This is a genomic window from Erwinia sp. OLFS4 (assembly GCF_002752165.1).
GTDB lineage: Bacteria > Pseudomonadota > Gammaproteobacteria > Enterobacterales > Enterobacteriaceae > Izhakiella.
In genome coordinates this window covers 1-17,124 of record NZ_MOMB01000015.1, presented here as the reverse complement: position 1 = coordinate 17,124, position 17,124 = coordinate 1, and the positions used below count along the sequence as shown (strand labels likewise).

17 protein-coding genes and 1 pseudogene are annotated in these 17,124 nt (G+C 47.4%); 14 read left to right on the top strand and 4 right to left on the bottom strand.

Features of this window, described 5'->3' with window-relative positions; genetic code table 11:
* The first annotated feature begins 2 nt into the window (after positions 1-2).
* From BL249_RS05275 to BL249_RS05250, 6 genes are all read left to right on the top strand, one after another.
* Positions 3-3,080, top strand: coding sequence for a phage tail tape measure protein (locus BL249_RS05275; RefSeq protein WP_099706869.1), 3,078 nt, complete (start codon positions 3-5; stop codon positions 3,078-3,080).
* A gap of 9 nt (positions 3,081-3,089) precedes the next feature.
* The gene (locus BL249_RS05270) at positions 3,090-3,302 is read left to right on the top strand and encodes a hypothetical protein (protein WP_099706868.1); all 213 of its coding nucleotides are present in this window, start codon (positions 3,090-3,092) and stop codon (positions 3,300-3,302) included.
* Positions 3,303-3,361: 59 nt separating this feature from the next.
* Positions 3,362-3,709 carry a phage tail protein gene (locus BL249_RS05265; protein ID WP_099706867.1) on the top strand — a complete coding sequence of 116 codons (348 nt, stop codon included), beginning with the start codon at positions 3,362-3,364 and terminating at the stop codon, positions 3,707-3,709.
* Between the two features lie 8 nt (positions 3,710-3,717).
* Positions 3,718-4,467 (top strand): phage minor tail protein L, encoded by a 750-nt coding sequence (locus BL249_RS05260; RefSeq protein ID WP_099706866.1) that lies wholly within the window; start codon positions 3,718-3,720, stop codon positions 4,465-4,467.
* Position 4,468: 1 nt separating this feature from the next.
* Entirely contained in the window at positions 4,469-5,179 is a 711-nt protein-coding gene (locus BL249_RS05255) for a C40 family peptidase (RefSeq protein WP_099706865.1), read from the top strand.
* 217 nt (positions 5,180-5,396) lie between these two features.
* Positions 5,397-6,089 (top strand): Ail/Lom family outer membrane beta-barrel protein, encoded by a 693-nt coding sequence (locus BL249_RS05250; RefSeq protein ID WP_099706864.1) that lies wholly within the window; start codon positions 5,397-5,399, stop codon positions 6,087-6,089.
* 18 nt (positions 6,090-6,107) lie between these two features.
* Here BL249_RS05250 and BL249_RS19425 read toward each other — a convergent pair whose 3' ends face one another.
* Entirely contained in the window at positions 6,108-6,527 is a 420-nt protein-coding gene (locus tag BL249_RS19425) for an Arc family DNA-binding protein (protein ID WP_342633910.1), read from the bottom strand.
* Between the two features lie 291 nt (positions 6,528-6,818).
* Between BL249_RS19425 and BL249_RS05235 the strand changes: the two genes are divergently transcribed.
* From BL249_RS05235 to BL249_RS05215, 5 genes are all read left to right on the top strand, one after another.
* The gene (locus BL249_RS05235) at positions 6,819-7,649 is read left to right on the top strand and encodes a phage antirepressor N-terminal domain-containing protein (protein WP_241898840.1); all 831 of its coding nucleotides are present in this window, start codon (positions 6,819-6,821) and stop codon (positions 7,647-7,649) included.
* A 63-nt stretch (positions 7,650-7,712) separates the two neighbouring features.
* Entirely contained in the window at positions 7,713-8,504 is a 792-nt protein-coding gene (locus tag BL249_RS05230) for a BRO-N domain-containing protein (RefSeq protein WP_099706892.1), read from the top strand.
* Between the two features lie 106 nt (positions 8,505-8,610).
* Positions 8,611-9,423 carry a hypothetical protein gene (locus BL249_RS18645; protein ID WP_143354880.1) on the top strand — a complete coding sequence of 271 codons (813 nt, stop codon included), beginning with the start codon at positions 8,611-8,613 and terminating at the stop codon, positions 9,421-9,423.
* A gap of 82 nt (positions 9,424-9,505) precedes the next feature.
* A complete protein-coding gene (locus BL249_RS05220; protein WP_099706862.1) occupies positions 9,506-10,084 on the top strand; it encodes a tail assembly protein in 579 nt (192 codons plus the stop codon).
* A 20-nt stretch (positions 10,085-10,104) separates the two neighbouring features.
* Positions 10,105-10,368 (top strand): hypothetical protein, encoded by a 264-nt coding sequence (locus BL249_RS05215; RefSeq protein ID WP_099706861.1) that lies wholly within the window; start codon positions 10,105-10,107, stop codon positions 10,366-10,368.
* A gap of 15 nt (positions 10,369-10,383) precedes the next feature.
* Here BL249_RS05215 and BL249_RS05210 read toward each other — a convergent pair whose 3' ends face one another.
* Positions 10,384-10,602: a hypothetical protein gene (locus BL249_RS05210; protein WP_099706860.1), complete on the bottom strand. Its 219-nt coding sequence runs from the start codon at positions 10,600-10,602 to the stop codon at positions 10,384-10,386.
* A gap of 177 nt (positions 10,603-10,779) precedes the next feature.
* Here BL249_RS05210 and BL249_RS05205 point away from each other — a divergent pair, with 177 nt between their 5' ends.
* Genes BL249_RS05205 through BL249_RS05195 form a run of 3 tightly spaced genes read left to right on the top strand, consistent with a single transcriptional unit; the run spans position 10,780 to position 16,472 of the window.
* A complete protein-coding gene (locus BL249_RS05205; protein WP_099706859.1) occupies positions 10,780-14,013 on the top strand; it encodes a host specificity protein J in 3,234 nt (1,077 codons plus the stop codon).
* An 8-nt stretch (positions 14,014-14,021) separates the two neighbouring features.
* Positions 14,022-15,023 (top strand): DUF6453 family protein, encoded by a 1,002-nt coding sequence (locus BL249_RS05200; protein WP_143354879.1) that lies wholly within the window; start codon positions 14,022-14,024, stop codon positions 15,021-15,023.
* A 24-nt stretch (positions 15,024-15,047) separates the two neighbouring features.
* Positions 15,048-16,472 carry a tail fiber domain-containing protein gene (locus BL249_RS05195; protein WP_099706857.1) on the top strand — a complete coding sequence of 475 codons (1,425 nt, stop codon included), beginning with the start codon at positions 15,048-15,050 and terminating at the stop codon, positions 16,470-16,472.
* A 29-nt stretch (positions 16,473-16,501) separates the two neighbouring features.
* Here the strand turns inward: BL249_RS05195 and BL249_RS05190 are convergent, their stop codons facing one another.
* Both BL249_RS05190 and BL249_RS19170 read right to left on the bottom strand, forming a co-directional pair.
* Complete coding sequence (locus BL249_RS05190; RefSeq protein WP_099706856.1) at positions 16,502-16,744, bottom strand: DinI-like family protein; 243 nt, start codon at positions 16,742-16,744, stop codon at positions 16,502-16,504.
* A 254-nt stretch (positions 16,745-16,998) separates the two neighbouring features.
* Positions 16,999-17,124 (bottom strand): annotated as a pseudogene (locus BL249_RS19170) (integrase); the annotation flags it as partial.

Sequence of the window (17,124 nt, the reverse complement as noted above, 5' to 3'; positions counted from 1 at the left end):
CAATGACAGAAATCTCCAATATTGTCCTGAAAGCTAATGTCAGCGACATCCAGAGCGCCAGTCAGGAGCTGGACAAGTTTGCCGCTAAAGCTGGATCTGCAGCAACTGCTGCCGACAAGATGAATGAGTCGCAGAAGGCATCAGGGCAGAACATGGCCGAAATGACCCGCTCTGTTGCTGAAACACACCGACGGGTCGAAGAATTCAGAAAGGCTCAGGAGTCATCGGCGCAAAGTGAGCGCAAAAACAATCAGGCGCTAAAAGAACAGCAGCAGGAGTTACAGATCCTGCTTAACCGCATTAATCCGACCAATAAAGCATTTGAAGAGCTGGAAAAAATAACCACTCAGCTTGCCAGCGCGAATCAAAAAGGGTTACTGCCTACAGATCAGTTCCGCGATTACAGCGCAATTTTGGAGCAGACGCGTTCACAAATTACGCGCACGCAAATGTCTCTAACAGCTGAAGGAAGAGCCTTTCTCGATGAAGAGCAGGCAATCAGGCGCAACGAGAAAGCTCGTGCTGATTTCCTGCAAAAGCTAAAAGACCAGGTAGCAGCGCAGTCACTTTCCCGGACTGAATTACTCAAACAGCAGGCAGCACAGCTTGGCGTAGGTTCATCAGCAGACATCTATATCAAAAAACTGGAGGAAGCCTCAGCTTCTACTCACAAGCTAGGTTTGCAGTCATCAGCAGCACGTCGCGAGATCGGCATCCTGATAGGTGAGGCGGCGCGGGGTAATTTTGGCGCTCTCCGTGGCTCAGGCATTACCCTGGCTAACCGTGCTGGCTGGATTGATCAGCTTATGACCCTGCGCGGATTAGGCATCGCCGGTATTGTCGGCGGGATAACCGCTGCTGTATATGGGTTAGGTAAAGCCTGGTATGAAGGCAGCCAGGAGTCAGTAGAGTTCAATAAGCAGCTGATACTGACCGGCAATTACGCCGGTAAAACAGCATCGCAGCTGCAGGAGATGGCTAAGTCTATCTCTGGTGGTGGGATTACCCAGCATGATGCTTCAGGAATCATCGCTCAGGTTGTAGGCTCCGGATCTTTCAACAGCAAGCAGCTTGATACGGTAGTAAAGGCCGCAGCGGCCATGCGCGAGGCTACCGGTCAGTCTGTCGATGAGACCATAAAGAACTTTCAGAAACTTTATGCTGACCCGACCAAAGCCTCTGCAGAGCTAAACAATCAGCTTCATTATCTTACGTCATCTCAATATGAATATATTGCATCATTAGAACGCCGGGGATTTAAAGAAGCGGCTGGGCAGGCTTCTGCCGATGCTCTAAGCAAAGCTGAACAGGAAAGGGCGCATGCCACTATTGATAATCTGGGATCTATCGAGCGCGCATTAAAAGCAGCCTCAGACGGATGGAAATCATTCTGGGATTCTGCGCTGGACGTTGGCAGAACACAGTCAGATGTTTCTAAGCTTAAAACTATGCAGGATACTCTTGCAGAGATAGAGGCTAATGAAAAGCAAGGATTGTTGGGCCGATTTAAAAACAACTCTATGGGCGTTGATAAAGCCGCACTTGAGGAGAACATAAAGAGCCTTCAGGCGAGAGTTGATCAGCAAGAAAGCGAGGCTAAGGCAGCGATAAAAGCCCGAGAGGCGGATGAAAGCCGAACTAAATCTCTGCAATATCAGAATGACATTCTGTCTAAAAACCAGTCATGGCAACAAAAGCGCACTGCAGCACTGAATGAATTGTGGCAGATGGTTGCTAAAGCGCCGAATGACTGGACAGAGGCGCAGCGAAAAACCGCTGTTGCGCAGATCAACGCTGATAACAAACCACCTAAAACAGCCAGGACGAAATCCTATACCACCCCAGCAGGTGATCGTGCCGAGGATGCTACTCAGGCTGACCTGATAGCTCTGCAATCCCAACTGAAGGTTTTGCAGCAGCATCGGGATATCAACGACAAAATCAGCCAGCAGCGCAGGGAATTGTGGGAAGCGCAGGCTAAATATCAGGTGCTGGAAGAAGCCTCATCAACCAGGCGGCTTTCTAAACAGGAACAGTCGCTTCTATCAAGCAAAGACCAGGTTCTGGCAAACAAAGAGCAGTTGGCAGTTCTAGGCGATCAGAAAGTCAAGCAGCAGCAGCTTAACACCCTGATGGATAGCGCTCAAAAATTCCAGCGGCAGCAGGAAGCTAAAAGGGAAGAATACAGAAGTTTGGGAGAGGGTAAGTCTTCAAGACAGGCGCAACGTTTATCTGATGAAAATCGCATAAGAGCTGAATACAAAGATAACCCGCGAGCACAGGCTCTGGCTGTCTCTGAGATACGTAAGACCAACGATGAGCAGGACAAGCTTGAACGCAATTGGCGGGCCGGTGCCATAAATGGCCTGAACGAGTATCTTGAAACCTCCAAAAACGTCTATTCTTCCGTATCACAGGCGGCGCAATCAGCGTTGGGTGGCGTGTCTGACATGATGACGAACCTGGTAACAACAGGTACGGCATCGTTTAAGCAGTTCTCCATTTCCATTCTGAAAATGATTGTCGATATCATCAATAAGCTGCTGGTGGCCTATGCGGTCCAGGAAGCTATGGGTTGGGTTAGTGGTGGCGCTAATTTATCTACAGGTGGTAATGCTGGCACTGCTATATCTGGTGGCAATTATGGCAACCTACCATTAACCGGTCATGCCACAGGAGGCTACACAGGTGACGGCGGCAAGTACGAGCCGAAAGGCATTGTCCACGGAGGCGAGTTTGTTTTCACTAAAGAGGCAACCTCATCTCTGGGAATCGGAAACCTTTATGCTCTGATGAAGAATGCCACATCAGGGAGAGGGTACGCTGACGGCGGTTATGTTGGCAAAGCTCCGATGTATGGGCTTTCAAACGCAAATGGTGGTTCTTCGACCGCGCCACAGGTTAATATAACCATTAACCAGAATGGTCAAACTCAAACAAGCGCCAGCTCAGGATTTGAAAACTTCGGCAAAGAGATTGGAGCTTTTGTTGATCAGCGATACAGAAATAACCTGCAGCGCGACTTGGGGCAGCAGGGCGCAATAAGTACGTTTGTGATGGGTCGAATGGGACGGAAATAAGGAGAATTTATGAAAGCAAAAATTGATTCATACAAAATTGTTGAGGGCGAGGAAGGTAAGCGAATTGATACCGCTGTTGACTTTGTTGATGATGATGGACGTACGTTGGCTTTCACTTGGGTGGAGATTCCATACGACGAAAACCTGAATATGGGTAAAATTCAGGAAATTGCCTCAAGGTTAGCAAGGGAAAAAATCAAAGAACTTGCTAAAACACTCTGATTGATTCTCTGCCTACAAACGGCTCACTTCGGTGGGCTTTTTTATTGCCCGGAGTAAATATGGCAATCGACACTTTCACCTGGCGCACTCAGATCCAGAACGGCATGGAAGGGCAATTTAATCACCGCGTCCGATCTGTTCAGTTTGGTGATGGGTATAAACAGGTTAGCGGCGATGGAATCAATCCCGAAACACAAAGCTGGCCGATATCAATGGCAGGCAGAAAATCCGACATGTTGCCGGCTCTGGCGTTCATTCGTGGACATACCGTCAGGTCATTCATTTGGACGCCGCCATTTGGCAGTGCCGGACTTTATCGGGTGGTCGCTGACTCTATTCGCCTCAATCCCATGAGCAGTAACACCATGACCATAACAGCTACATTTGAACAGGCATTTTCCCCATAGGAAAACCAATGGCTATTAACTCTGACTTACAGAAACTGGAGCCGGGCAACCGCGTCCGGCTGTTCGAAGTCGACGGCAGCAAATTCAACGCTGATATTCTGCGTTTCCATGCTCATACCATCCCGCATACCCCGGAAGAAATTGCAGCAGCTGGTGGGGATGAAAACAAGCTGCCAGCTAAATCCATCTGGTGGCAGGGTAATGAATATTCCGCTTGGCCGGTAGAAATTGAAGGGATCGAAACGTCCACTGATAGCACGGCTCAGCCAAAACTGAGCGTTGCCAATCTGAACGGTTCCATTACAGCTCTTTGCCTTGCATATGATGACATGCTTCAGGCGACAGTAACCATTCATGACACCCTGGTGCAGTATCTGGACGCCAAAAACTTCCCGGGTGGCAATCCATCAGCAGACGCTACACAGGAAAAGTTGCAGGTCTTCTACATCGACAGCAAAAGCCAGGAAACAAATCAGGCGGTCGAGTTCACACTTACCAGCCCGATGGACCTGCAGGGCCTGATGATACCCACCCGCCAGCTACATTCGCTATGCACCTGGTGCATTCGTGGTAAATACCGTTCAGGTGATGGCTGCGATTACACCGGCACGCTCTACTTCGACAAATTCAACCGGCCAGTTGACGACCCATCCCTCGACCAGTGCAGCGGCAATCTGACTGGCTGCAAACTGCGGTTTGGATATAACGGTGAGCTACCGTTTGGTGGATTTCCGGGAACGTCTCTGTTGCGGAGCTGATATGCAGCAAAAAACAATTGATGCAATTATGCAACACGCCGAAGCTGAATATCCTAAAGAAGCTTGCGGATTAGTTGTGCAAAAAAGCAGGGTGGAGCGATATTTTCCGTGCCGTAATATCTCCAATGAGCCGACAGAGAATTTTGTTATCTCACCAGAAGATTACGCGAACGCTGAAGATTGGGGAACTATAACGGGTATTGTCCACAGCCATCCTGACGCGACCACACAGCCAAGTGAACTGGATTCGGCGCAATGTGATGCGACAGAATTACCCTGGCATATAATCAGCTGGCCGGAGGGTGATTTACGGACAATATTACCTCGTGGTGAGCTTCCGTTATTGGGCAGGCCGTTTGTCCTTGGTCATTATGATTGCTGGGGGCTTGTGATGAGTTATTATCGGCAGACGCACGGCATAGAGCTTGATGATTACCGCGTAGATTATTGTTGGTGGGAAGATCAACACTCTGATAATTTTTACCACGATTGTTGGTATGACTGTGGTTTCAGAGAGTTTACTGGGTCGCCCAGGGTAGGAGATGTCGCAATAATGCAGGTTCAGGCTAATAAGTGGAACCATGCAGGAATACTTCTTGAAGGGAACATGCTTTTGCATCATTTGTACGGGCATTTGAGTCAGCGCGTACCGTACGGCGGCTACTGGAGAGAGCGAACTGTAAAGATTTTGAGGTATAAAAGTACTTATTGATGGCTATACCATGCGCGGCGGTTAAATTATGAGCTTGTACCAGCAGCACATTTAATCGATCACTTCTTTAATAGAATAGATGAAGCCATGCACTGCCGCACAGGCAGCTTAGAAAGTATTGAACGACGTTTTGCTAGTTGGGTCACTTATTCTTACTTTCCATTATATTATAGTTGCTTTACTATCTGAGCACTTTTCAGTGACAAGGATAGGGAATATGTCTGTTAAAAAGATTATTGCTGCTTCAGCTTTAGCTTTAACATTCAATGCAATTGCCGCCAGCGGTGATCAAACTCTTTCTGTTGGCTTTATTCAGATGGATATGAAGGGTTACAAAAGCCAGTCTGGAACCGCTGATGCCCTCGCCAGTAAAGCTTACACTAATATGAGTAGCGTAATTGGTGCGCCAGTCAAGGTATCCTCAGATGGTTACAATAAGCCCCAGGGAATGTTTATCCGATATCGTTATGAATTTGATGATATGTGGGGTCTTATGGGCTCTGTAGCCTATGCAACGCATGATGGTGCAACGAGCGGCGAAGGTAAGCGGGTTAACGCCGATGAAACCTTTAATAAATTCGATGGGAGAGCGAGAGTCACAGGTGACTATGTTTCAGCTCTCATCGGCCCCTCATTGCGTTTAAATGACTACATAAGTTTTTATGCTCTTGCTGGCGCTTCTTTTCAGCACATAAGTGTCGAAAATGACGATGAAACATTCATCAATAGTGTGCGAACGGAGAAAAATAGTAGCTCATCATCACGTAACAACACGGGTTTTGCTTACAGTTTTGGTGCTCAGGTAAATGTGTGGCAGGGGCTGGTCATCGATGCTGCTTATGAAGGTGGTACTGGCAGCGGCGATTGGAAGGCGAATGGATTCACTGTTGGCGTGGGTTACAAATTCTAATTACAGCCGAAAAAGCCCTCACTCCGAGGGCTTTTTGTTTTTTGGGCTAACGTCGTATTTTTCATGTATTTTATCGACGACCGCATAAGCGGCTTCCTCCGCTGCATCTCCAATCATCCTGTTCAACTCCCCTTTAGTGAGATTGACTGAAACGGTAGGGTCATCAATATGACTGCCATCATTTACATTGATAAATGAGATTTCGCTTTTGTAATTGTAAAGAGTGTCGCGCTTAACCCAATTTTCAATAGCTGCAACCATCTCAGCGTTAGATGAACGCTTGTTACGCTCTGCAATCTCAGCTATTCGCTCTTTCAATTCTTCAGGCAAGCGAAGGTTGACTTGCGGATGCCTATATTTTCTTTCAGCCATAGCTACCGCACGAGCGACCTTTAGGTGCTCATACTTCCCCATTTTAAAATTGAACAATGAAAACATATTAACTGCGTACCTATTGACTATCAATGCGTACCTAAATACTATGTATACGTACCAAATACATATGGAGTTAGAAGTGAAAGTAAAAACCTTAAGGATACCTGAGTGGCTTGAAAAGGCGATGGAGTCCCTTGCGAAACAATCGGACCGATCTTTCAGTAAGGAGGCGGTAAGGGCGATGAGGGAGTATGCAGAGCGTCAGGGAATAAAATGTCCAGAATGAGCGAAGCCCCAACTGCACTAACAGTCAGGGCCTCTGATTTGTCAGTAACTCGCGAGGAACTAACGAATATGAGTATAGCAACCGCAACATCGACTATCAATGTACCTTTTCACGGTGACAGTCTGTATCTGGTTAATTTCAACAATGAGCCATATGTGCCAATGAAGCCCGTTGTAGAAAGCATGGGCATGGTATGGGCTGCTCAATTTGTTAAATTAAAACAACGCTTTGCTAAAGGTGTTTCGGAAATCGAAATACCTTCATCTGGCGGAAATCAGGCTATGACCTGTCTCGCCTTCCGTAAGTTTGCGGCGTGGCTACAAACTATTCAGCCAAACAAAGTTAAGCCTGAGATCCGCGACAAGGTCATTCAGTATCAGGAAGAGTGCGACGACGTTCTCTACGAATACTGGACGAAAGGCCAGGTAAGTAATCCGCGTAAAGCAAAAAAAGCACTCCCCGGCAAAATTACTCCTGAACAACAGGAAGCCATCAAACAACTGGTGCTGAGTCGCGGGCGTAGTCTTCCGCAGGATAAACAGGCCAAAGCAATTATCACACTCTGGTCTTCTCTGAAATCTCATTTCGGGTGTTCATACAAAGAGATCAATGAAGAACAATTCACTGAAGCATTGTCACTGGCCGCAAGAGTGCCAATCGAAGGTGAATATCTAGGCAAAGATGACCAACAGAATGCCTTATCTCCACTTTCCTATCAGGTACTTTGTCGTGTTGAAAATGGGAAGCAAGTGAAGATCAAAATGTTTGGGCTGGATAAGACGGTTGATGATGTGGATAGCTGGCAAATCTGGATGAAACACAAGGGCGCTGTGTTTTTGTTCAGCGATAAACAAAAAAGAGAATTTGTACGGGATCAGGTTAATCGCTACCTGAACTGACAAAGAAAAACCGCCAGTGGGTAGCTGGCGGATATCACTAGGTATATGAACTTTGGAGAACACATGCATTCGATTATCAAGCATTTTGAGTTCAAGTCAAGTGACGAACAGGTAGTGAGTATCGACGCTGCAAGGTTTAATGGTAAACCCGTTTTCCTTGCTGTTGAGATGGCGCGATCATTGGGGTATGCAGATCCACACAAAGCCCTTAAGCAGCACTGTAAGTCATTGATTAACCTTAATTCGGGCGAATCGTCGGAATCAGGGTTCGGATCGCGCCCGCGTGGTGTCATTCTGGCTGGGCAGGCTGATATGTTCCGGCTTATCATGCGCAGCAGCTTACCATCAGCAGAGCGTGTCCAGGATTGGGTATGTGAAGAGGTTCTTCCAGCATTGATGGAAACTGGAAGTTATAGCATAACCAAAGAAAAACCTTCTTCCGGTCTGCCTGAGTACCGACTGGCTAAGGCCAATCAGTTGCAGGCTCAGGCTTTGGAGAAAAATATCGCTTCTGCCCGCGAAATTATGTCGATGTTTCCGCGTCTCGGTGATGCAGCAAATCAGGTTATTGTAGCGACGCTGGTAAATCCCCTTGTAGGTAAGGAGGTTGTGCCACTTCCTTTACTCGAGGAGCGCTTCTACACAGCCAAAGAAGCGGCAGAACAGATTGGTCACAATGTTACTGCTAATAAAATCGGTCGACTCTCTACTAAACACAACCTTAAGACAGAAAGGTACGGGAAGTTCTTTCTGGATAAGTCTAAATATTCGTCAAAACAGGTCGAAGCGTTTCGATACAACTCTGAAGGTATCAAAGCACTTCGCCACCTTGTGAACGTTGCTGAAGTGGCATAACTACCAGGTAATCAACATCACAACCCGCTTAGCTGCGGGTTTCTTGCTTCCCTTTGCATCAGCTACGCTTTACTATCTACCATATTTTACTTATGGGGATAGGGATGTGAAGAAGGTACTAGTAATAGCGGCTTTATGTGGTGTCTTGTCAGGGTGTGGTAACTACCAATCAGAAAATAATCTCTACAAAATTGAGGAACCACAGCCATTAAAGAACGTTGTCCGTACTCCAATTCCTTCTAGCGGTGATTTTAGTGGGAAAATATTGACTGGGAAAAAATTTAATAACTTAATTTCTAAAATGATTGAAGATGGTAGTTGGAAGGGATACGTTGTACATTCTATGACGACAGCCCCTTACAATAACACTTGGAGTAAATCAGGGCTATCACCATCATCTGTTATATATAAATCTGGAACTTATTTGATTAGCGGTTATTACGAGGGGCGGGGTGATGGAGTTTCAAGGAAAGATATGGCTGGGTGGTACGGTTTTCATATCGAAAGCTCAGAAACAACTAAGACTGGGCACTACGTTGGAACTAACGCATTCGGTGTAACAAAGGATGTTGAGGTGCTAAATACCAAGGGGGCTGCAATTATTTTTGGAACAACCATGTCCCCTGGTGGGTATGTTGTCCCAGTATGGGCAGATATCAATGTGATTGGCGATATTCCAGCAGATGTGAATATGTCAGATCTAAGGATAGAGTATTTGGCTAAAATTGAAACAATAGGTAATCAGGATTTTACTGGAAGCTCATCTCCAACTTTGAATAACCCTACCGATAGCCTGCACATAACCAAAAATTATACAGGTGAATTAATTGCGGCGAGATTGGTTAATATAAAAAATAAAGAAATCTATCCAGTTAAAATGGAGTGGGTTTTTAGAACAAGAGATGCCTTCCCTGATTGATTGTGTAAAATTCTTTTCCGTAAATAAATTCAATTAATTTAACAACCTCGCCTCAGCGGGGTTTTTTATGTCCGGAGAATATATGCAAGAAATAATGACACAAATAGAGCTAGGTGGCGTGCTGGGTAAGACGTTTGGTAAAACGCATCATCGACTTATCAGCACTGTACATGAAGCAACAAGGGCGCTGGCTGTGACAATCAAGGGTTTTGAGAAGTTTATGATTACGAGTAAGCAACGGGGATTGACCTACGCTGTATTCAAAGGAAAGAAAAATATAGGGGAGGATGACTTAGGTTTTCCAGTAACAGGTGATGTTATTCGTATTGTACCGGTTGTAATGGGCAGCAAAAGATCTGGGTTATTTCAGACAATATTAGGTGCCGCATTAGTGGCGGTTGGGGCGCTAACATATGCCTATGGCGGCGGAGTGCTAATTGGTCCAGGCGTGGCCCTGGCCGCAGGCGGCGTCATTCAAATGCTATCCCCTCAGCCTACAGGATTAGCCAGCAAGCAGGATGCAGACAATCAGGCTTCATATGCATTTGGTGGAGTAACTAACACAGCATCACAGGGTTATCCGGTGCCACTCCTTTACGGCAAGCGTCGTATCGGCGGGGCGATTATATCTGCTGGGATTTATGTCGAAGATAAACAGTAAGCCGAAAGGCGGTCTGTGGTATGAAATTTAAGGTTGGGCTACCAAGTGATTTTGGCTTTCGATATGTGAATTCTGTTCCTGGCATTGGCGCAGAAACATCAATTTTCATGGGTGAAAAAATTCATCAAATTGGAAGCAATGTAGATATAGAAGTCAGGGATGGGGTTTTTATAAGAATTGAATATATTGAGGATTATGATGATAACACTTCTTTTTCTAAGTATGAGAAGAGGGCTAGCGACTATGCATATTCAATTATTGATGAATTAAAAAAGGCGCAGTAAATGCGCCTTAATTTATCACTTGAGTAAGTTAGCCAGACGATTCCATAAATGATAAAAACTTCGTGAAGAACCATATTTTGACAGAAAGACGTTCAACTTTTTCTTTTTTTCTTCAGGGTTATCTGATTCAGCAATAAGAAAAGCGATTATTGCTGTGACTGCATCTATACCTCCTTGCGCCTTATCGTCAACAGGCTGAAGTTCTGGCGGAAGGCCGGGTCCTATTCTTTGCATAAAATTTGCTTAATCAGAGGTAATCAGCCATCCCTCATTGATGTGTGCGTCAGCGCCCCAAACGCAGAAGGGCTGAATACTCAACATACGCTTATCAGTAAACCATAAACATCCTGATATCCGATCAGTTATCAATCTGTGGCCGCCATCGTGCGGCCTTTTTTTTATGGGCGCAATATGGCAACAGAAACTTCAATCAAAGGCCGTAAAGGTGGCAGCTCTCAGGCCAGAACGCCTGTAGAGCAGCCAGATGACCTCCAGTCGATTGCAAAAGCAAAACTAATGCTTGCTTTGGGGGAAGGGGAGTTTGGCGGCGCTCTTGATGGCACCCGTATTTTTCTGGATGGGACTCCGCTGATAAATAATAACGGCGGCGCAAATTTCAGCGGCGTCTGGTGGGAGTTCAGACCAGGCACGCAGGCCCAAAATTATATTCAGGGCATGCCTGGCACGGAGAATGAAATCAGTGCCGGAATAGAGATTAAAAGCTCTGTCGCGTGGACGCATACATTTACCAATACGCAACTATCAGCTATTCGTTTACGCCTGAAATGGCCGTCACTCTATCGCCAGCAGGACGACGGCGACCTGGTTGGTAATTCAGTGCGTTACGCTATTGATCTGCAGACAGATGGCGGTTCATTCCAGACTGTTATTGACACAGCTGTGACCGGTAAAACAACATCTGGTTACGAGCGGAGCCACCGTATCGATTTGCCGCAGGCTGGCAATACCTGGACAGTTCGCCTGCGTAAAATCACTGCTGACGCTAACAGCGCTAAAGTTGGCGACGCGATGACTTTGCAGAGCTACACAGAGGTTATCGATGCAAAGCTGCGCTACCCAAATACAGCTTTGCTGTATATAGAATTCGACTCCAGCCAGTTTAACGGTTCAATTCCCCAGATATCCTGTGAGCCGCGCGGACGCGTTATCCGGGTGCCTGATAACTACGATCCTGACAGCAGAAACTACGCTGGCACCTGGTCAGGGGCATTTAAATGGGCATGGACTGACAACCCGGCATGGGTTTTTTATGACCTTGTTATATCAGATCGCTTCGGCCTGGGTAACCGGCTTACCTCAGCCAATATTGATAAGTGGACGCTTTATGAGGTGGCGCAGTATTGTGATCAGATAGTACCGGATGGTCGCGGCGGAGACGGAACGGAGCCGCGTTACATCTGCAATGTGTACGTCCAAAGCAGGAATGACGCTTACACAGTGCTGCGTGATTTTGCAGCCATTTTCCGGGGGATGACATATTGGGGTGGTAATCAGATCGTAGCCCTGGCTGATATGCCGCGAGATATCGATTACAACTACACAAAAGCCAATGTCATAGATGGTCTTTTTACTTACTCCAGCAGCACTACCAAATCCCGATACACTACCTCGCTGGTTTCATGGTCAGATCCTGATAATTCCTATGCTGACGCTATGGAGCCTGTGTTCGAGCAGGATCTTGTGTCGCGCTTTGGTTTTAACCAACTGGAGATCACTGCAATTGGTTGTACCCGCCAGTCTGAAGCAAACCGCAAGGGGCGCTGGGGAATACTGACTAACAACAAAGATCGGATTGTGACATTCGGTGTCGGCCTCGATGGAATGATACCCCAACCGGGATACATCATCGGCGTAGCTGATGAAGACCTGTCGGGTAAAATTACTGGCGGCCGCATAAGTTCAGTGAATGGCAGAGCCATAACTCTGGACAGGGAGCCTGATGCTAAAAATGGTGACCGGTTAATACTTAACCTTCCTTCCGGCGCTTCACAGAGCAGAACTATTCAAAGCGTAAGCGGCAATGTTGTTACTGTCACAGCCGCCTACAAAGAAGTACCTCAGGCAGAAAGCGTATGGGTTACTGAGTCAGATCAGCTTTTTGCGCAGCAGTATCGCGTAGTTAGTGTCGCGGATAACAACGATAACACTTTTACGATAACTGCAGCAGCGCATGACCCTGATAAATATGCACGTATCGATACTGGCGCGGTAATAGACCAGCGTCCGATAAGTGTCATACCACCAGGCAACCAGTCTGCGCCGAAAAATATTGTTATCGACTCTTACTCTGTTGTTAATCAGGGCATAAGCCTGGAAACCATGCGTGTACAGTGGGATGCGGCTGAAAACGCGATTTCCTATGAAGCGCAGTGGCAGCGCAACGATGGAAACTGGGTAAATATCCCTCGGAGTTCAACAACATCTTTTGAGGTTCCGAGCATCTATGCTGGCCGTTATCTTGTTCGGGTGCGCGCGATAAATGCCGCTGAAATATCTTCCGGATGGGCCTTTTCGGAAGAGAAAACTTTAACGGGGAAAGTTGGCAATCCTCCTAAACCGGTTGGGTTTGCGACTACCCCTATAAACTGGGGTATAACGCTTACATGGGGTTTTCCGGAAAACACGGCAGACACCCTGAAAACTGAAATTCAGTACACACCGAACGCTGACCAGACCAACCCGCTTCTGCTGTCAGACGTTCCTTATCCGCAGGCTTCATATTCACAGCTTGGCTTAAAAGCGGGACAGGAGTTCTGGTATCGGGCGCAACTGGTCGATAAAACCGGAAACGAGTCTGGGTATACAGACTGGATTCATGGTGCTGCCAACGCTAACGCTGATGATTATCTCGGCGATATTACCGGTGATTTCCTCGATTCTGATGCCGGAGACAGACTATCCGACCGCATTGATACAAATCTGGATGCCGCATGGCAGGCAGCGCTTGATAACGATGCTGATGCAATTCGCCGTCGGGCTGTGCAGGGAGAGCAGCGGGCGCAGATAATCGAGACGCGCCAGGTTCAGGCTGATGACAGGAAAGCATTTGCTGAGTTTAAACAGACCATTTCTGCACAGGTAGGTGATAACACAGCAGCAATTGAAACAAAAGCCACCACGCAGTTTTCTACCGACGGAACAGGCTCAGCAACCTGGAGCGTAAACGCTGGCGTTACGTACAAGGGGCATTATTACTCGGCTGGCGTCGTGATCGGCGTCGAAGTGAAAGACGGAAACGTTAAATCACAAATCGGGTTTTTGGCTGACCGGTTTGTCGTCATGGCTACAGCCAATGGCACGATGTATTCCCCGTTTGCTATTGACGGTGGCCAGGTGTTTATCAGCGAGGCGTTTATACAAAATGCCAGCATTACTAACGCCAAAATTCAGGATGCAGCAATAACAAACGCGAAAATTGCCAATGCGGCCATTACTAACGCCAAAATATCAGGCTCTATCAGCTCTGATAACTGGAACGGCGTGGTCGGCTGGAGTATCGATAAATCCGGGGGTGGATTTCAGTATGGCGGTTCAGATGGATCAGGCCGTGTTCAGCTTAATGGTGATGGCCTGGCGGTATTTGATGGTACCGGCCTGCGGCGTGTGATGGTCGGGAGAATATAATGTACGGATTGCAGATTGCCCCTGATGATAATGGAAAACCGATTGATATCAGCTCAAATACAAAAGCCGCTGCGTATCGCGGCTATTATGCGCCGCAGCTTGACGGCAATGGGCGCCAGACGTTTTCTGTGCCGCTTTCTGACGGCGCCCAGCTTTTTGTGATACCGCGTACCGCGTGCACGTCATATTACACACCCGCGGCTGGCGTACCCCGCGTTCTTGCTCTGGATGGCGTATGGGTATCAGGCAATACAGTCACGTCCACTGTCAGAAATTTTAATCAGTATTACGATCCGGGCCATGTACCGGCCGGTTTTGACGCCTTTCAGATAATGGGATCATCAAATGTTTCAGGATACGGGCTTTTCATGCAGTCCAGCACGGACTTTTCAGCAATAACTGATGCTGCAATTGTCAGTCAGTGCGTCTGGCGTGGAACTGTAAACATTAATGGTTCATGGTCAATACCTGATATTCCCGATCGCAATAACTGCATTGTTTTTGCCCACTGGGACCGGTCTGACCGCGTTATCTATTTCGACAGAAACAACATGCGTATAGAAGCATATTCAGATGGGGGGGAAACGAATCCGGCTGATTGCTACATGGAGGTAATCATTTTTACCAACGGTACCCCACCGGTGCCGCCTGCGTGGGGAGTGGCTATCTGGAATGCGTCAGGGCAATGCACATTCTCAAGCCGTAAAGCCCCAATGATATGGAATGGAAATTATGTGACGTTTAACGGTACGCCGTGGTCATATTCCAGTCCTGCTACGGGTGTTAATCGTGCAGCGATTCCGCTGTGCGGCGTCGGCGCTGATACCGGAGACAGCGTGCTCAGTGATGGTTACAGGGCGCTTTATAACGCTGGCATACGCATGTCAGGCAATGCCGTGTGCGGCTCCCGCGCACAGAATACCGGCATTACTTACTCTCAGAATAGCGGGCTTATTCGCTCAATCGCATCAGTCACGCTCCCCGTCATCGATGCGTCAATTTATCTATGATCCCCCTTTTATGGAGAAATATTTATGGCAGCCAGCACCTGGTACAGGGCCGGAACAATCACAATTCAGGCAGACAGCAAAACAGTTACAGGAACTAATACGCGCTGGAATGATCCCAAACAGGGTGTTGGTGCAGGTCAGATACTGCTGGTTCCCGGCGCCGGCAGCGTGCAGATGTATGAAATTGTCAGCGTAGAAAGTGACACACACCTAACGCTGAATGATTCCTGGGCTGGTGATACTGTTACAGACAGTGTTTATGCAATACCGACTGGAATCATAGGAATGAAAGAAACGCTAGTGCTGAGCACTGTGGCGCGCCTGGGTTATTATCAGCAGCAACTGGACGGCTGGCAAAAAATAATGACGGGTGATGGCGACGTTACAATTGAGGCTCCGGACGGTACAGAGATAACTATTAGCAGTTTCAAGAAACTAAATGATGATATTAATTTAAAAGCAAACATCACCGACGTTTTAGAAAAAGATGATAACCTGGCAGGTCTGGCCGACAAATTGATATCCAGGAATAATCTGGGTTTTCTGAATGGTGTTCTTCCTGTGTCCCTGGGCGGTACGGGGGCAACAACTAAAGCCGATGCGTGGGCTGCTTTGCTTGAGGGCCTTATAACGCCACTTTCTGTTAAGCAGGGCGGTACGGGGGCAACAACTAAAGCCGATGCGTGGGCTGCTTTAGCCACATATGGAACGACTGCAGGTACAGCAGCGCAGGGTAACGACTCTCGCATAACCGGTGCGTTACCAAAATCTGGCGGTGATTTGACTGGTTCGCCCCGAATGACGTCAAATATGGCTTATTTATCTAACGCTGCCAGCGCCCGCTACACCCTCGGTGGGATTACATACCTGGACATTATAAGAATGAGCCAGATTGATATTGGCGTTGGAACCGCTGGCGTCCTTCAGTTCGTAGCCAACCCTGGTAACGCTTTAAGTTTCGAACTAAGCCCAGGCAACGGCACTCACTCGTTCAGGCATGACGGGAAAATAATTACTAATGCTGGCACTGTCCAGATAAGCGCATCAGACGAAAGAATTAAAACAAAAAGAGGGAAGCCGGTCGGCACTGCATACGAAAGAATAATGGCGCTGGCGGCCGGAGCTGTTCAGGATTACAACTGGCTGAATTATCAGGACGACATTAACGAGTATTTTTATCAGCAGCCGCAGCGTGGGTTTATGGCGCAAAGTGCATTTGCAGTTGATCCGGTTTATGCAAGCAAGCCCAAAGACGGCGCAGACTCAGAGATGCCAGAAGGTGGCGATCAGATTTGGGGGTTGAACACAAATGCAATCCTGGCTGATGCAGTGTTGGCAATTTCTGAAATTGAAGAGAAATATGCTGCTATGTTTTCAGAGTTGCAGGCTCGTATGAAAGCTATCGATGGCCACGACGCGAAAATTTCTGAGCCAGAGCGAAGTAGCTGACAGAATCAGACCGGCACGCCGCGCTTCAGTCATTCTTCATTTACAAGCCAACCGTCGGCCTCGTCAAACATTTCCTGCACGATTGCGGAAACTTTCTCTTTCTGCGCTTTGTTGAAGTCTGAGTTGATGCTGTTTGCCTGCATCGGTTTCACACGAACATCAGCATCAGGAAACACGCGATGTACACGCCGTGTCAGCTCGTCTTCAATTTTTTGCCTGGCGTTCTTAATTTCTTTCACATTCCGCTGGTCGTAGATAAGTTCGACGTACATTTTCACCTCCGCTTACTCTGTTTATATATACAGTATCAAGTTGCAGGTCGTGTCGATCAGGCGAAAATCACATTGCAGATTTACGGCATAAAAAAAACCAGCCCTTGCGAGGCTGGTTTGATTGTTTTGGACCCGCGGCTCCTTTACGTATCCTTTTTTGTCCCGTTACCGTCTGGTCGGTGTCCTGCCGGAACTGCTAACTTCCTGTTTTTGCTGGTGCTGTCCTTGCACTGTCCTATCAAAAGTGGTGGAGCTGGCGGGACTTCACCAGCATGTTGGGCTTCTTTGAAAACATCAATTAGCGTTGTTCTGACTACCTGAGCCATTCTGGAGTGCCCCTGTTTTTTGTAATCATCCAAAATGTCCGCAATATCACGAGT

Coding starts and splice junctions, on each gene's coding strand:
- BL249_RS05275 (WP_099706869.1), top strand. CDS start 3: ATGACAGAAATCTCCAATATTGTCCTGAAAGCTAATGTCAGCGACATC.
- BL249_RS05270 (WP_099706868.1), top strand. CDS start 3,090: ATGAAAGCAAAAATTGATTCATACAAAATTGTTGAGGGCGAGGAAGGT.
- BL249_RS05265 (WP_099706867.1), top strand. CDS start 3,362: ATGGCAATCGACACTTTCACCTGGCGCACTCAGATCCAGAACGGCATG.
- BL249_RS05260 (WP_099706866.1), top strand. CDS start 3,718: ATGGCTATTAACTCTGACTTACAGAAACTGGAGCCGGGCAACCGCGTC.
- BL249_RS05255 (WP_099706865.1), top strand. CDS start 4,469: ATGCAGCAAAAAACAATTGATGCAATTATGCAACACGCCGAAGCTGAA.
- BL249_RS05250 (WP_099706864.1), top strand. CDS start 5,397: ATGTCTGTTAAAAAGATTATTGCTGCTTCAGCTTTAGCTTTAACATTC.
- BL249_RS19425 (WP_342633910.1), bottom strand. CDS start 6,527: ATGTTTTCATTGTTCAATTTTAAAATGGGGAAGTATGAGCACCTAAAG.
- BL249_RS05235 (WP_241898840.1), top strand. CDS start 6,819: ATGAGTATAGCAACCGCAACATCGACTATCAATGTACCTTTTCACGGT.
- BL249_RS05230 (WP_099706892.1), top strand. CDS start 7,713: ATGCATTCGATTATCAAGCATTTTGAGTTCAAGTCAAGTGACGAACAG.
- BL249_RS05220 (WP_099706862.1), top strand. CDS start 9,506: ATGCAAGAAATAATGACACAAATAGAGCTAGGTGGCGTGCTGGGTAAG.
- BL249_RS05215 (WP_099706861.1), top strand. CDS start 10,105: ATGAAATTTAAGGTTGGGCTACCAAGTGATTTTGGCTTTCGATATGTG.
- BL249_RS05210 (WP_099706860.1), bottom strand. CDS start 10,602: ATGCAAAGAATAGGACCCGGCCTTCCGCCAGAACTTCAGCCTGTTGAC.
- BL249_RS05205 (WP_099706859.1), top strand. CDS start 10,780: ATGGCAACAGAAACTTCAATCAAAGGCCGTAAAGGTGGCAGCTCTCAG.
- BL249_RS05195 (WP_099706857.1), top strand. CDS start 15,048: ATGGCAGCCAGCACCTGGTACAGGGCCGGAACAATCACAATTCAGGCA.
- BL249_RS05190 (WP_099706856.1), bottom strand. CDS start 16,744: ATGTACGTCGAACTTATCTACGACCAGCGGAATGTGAAAGAAATTAAG.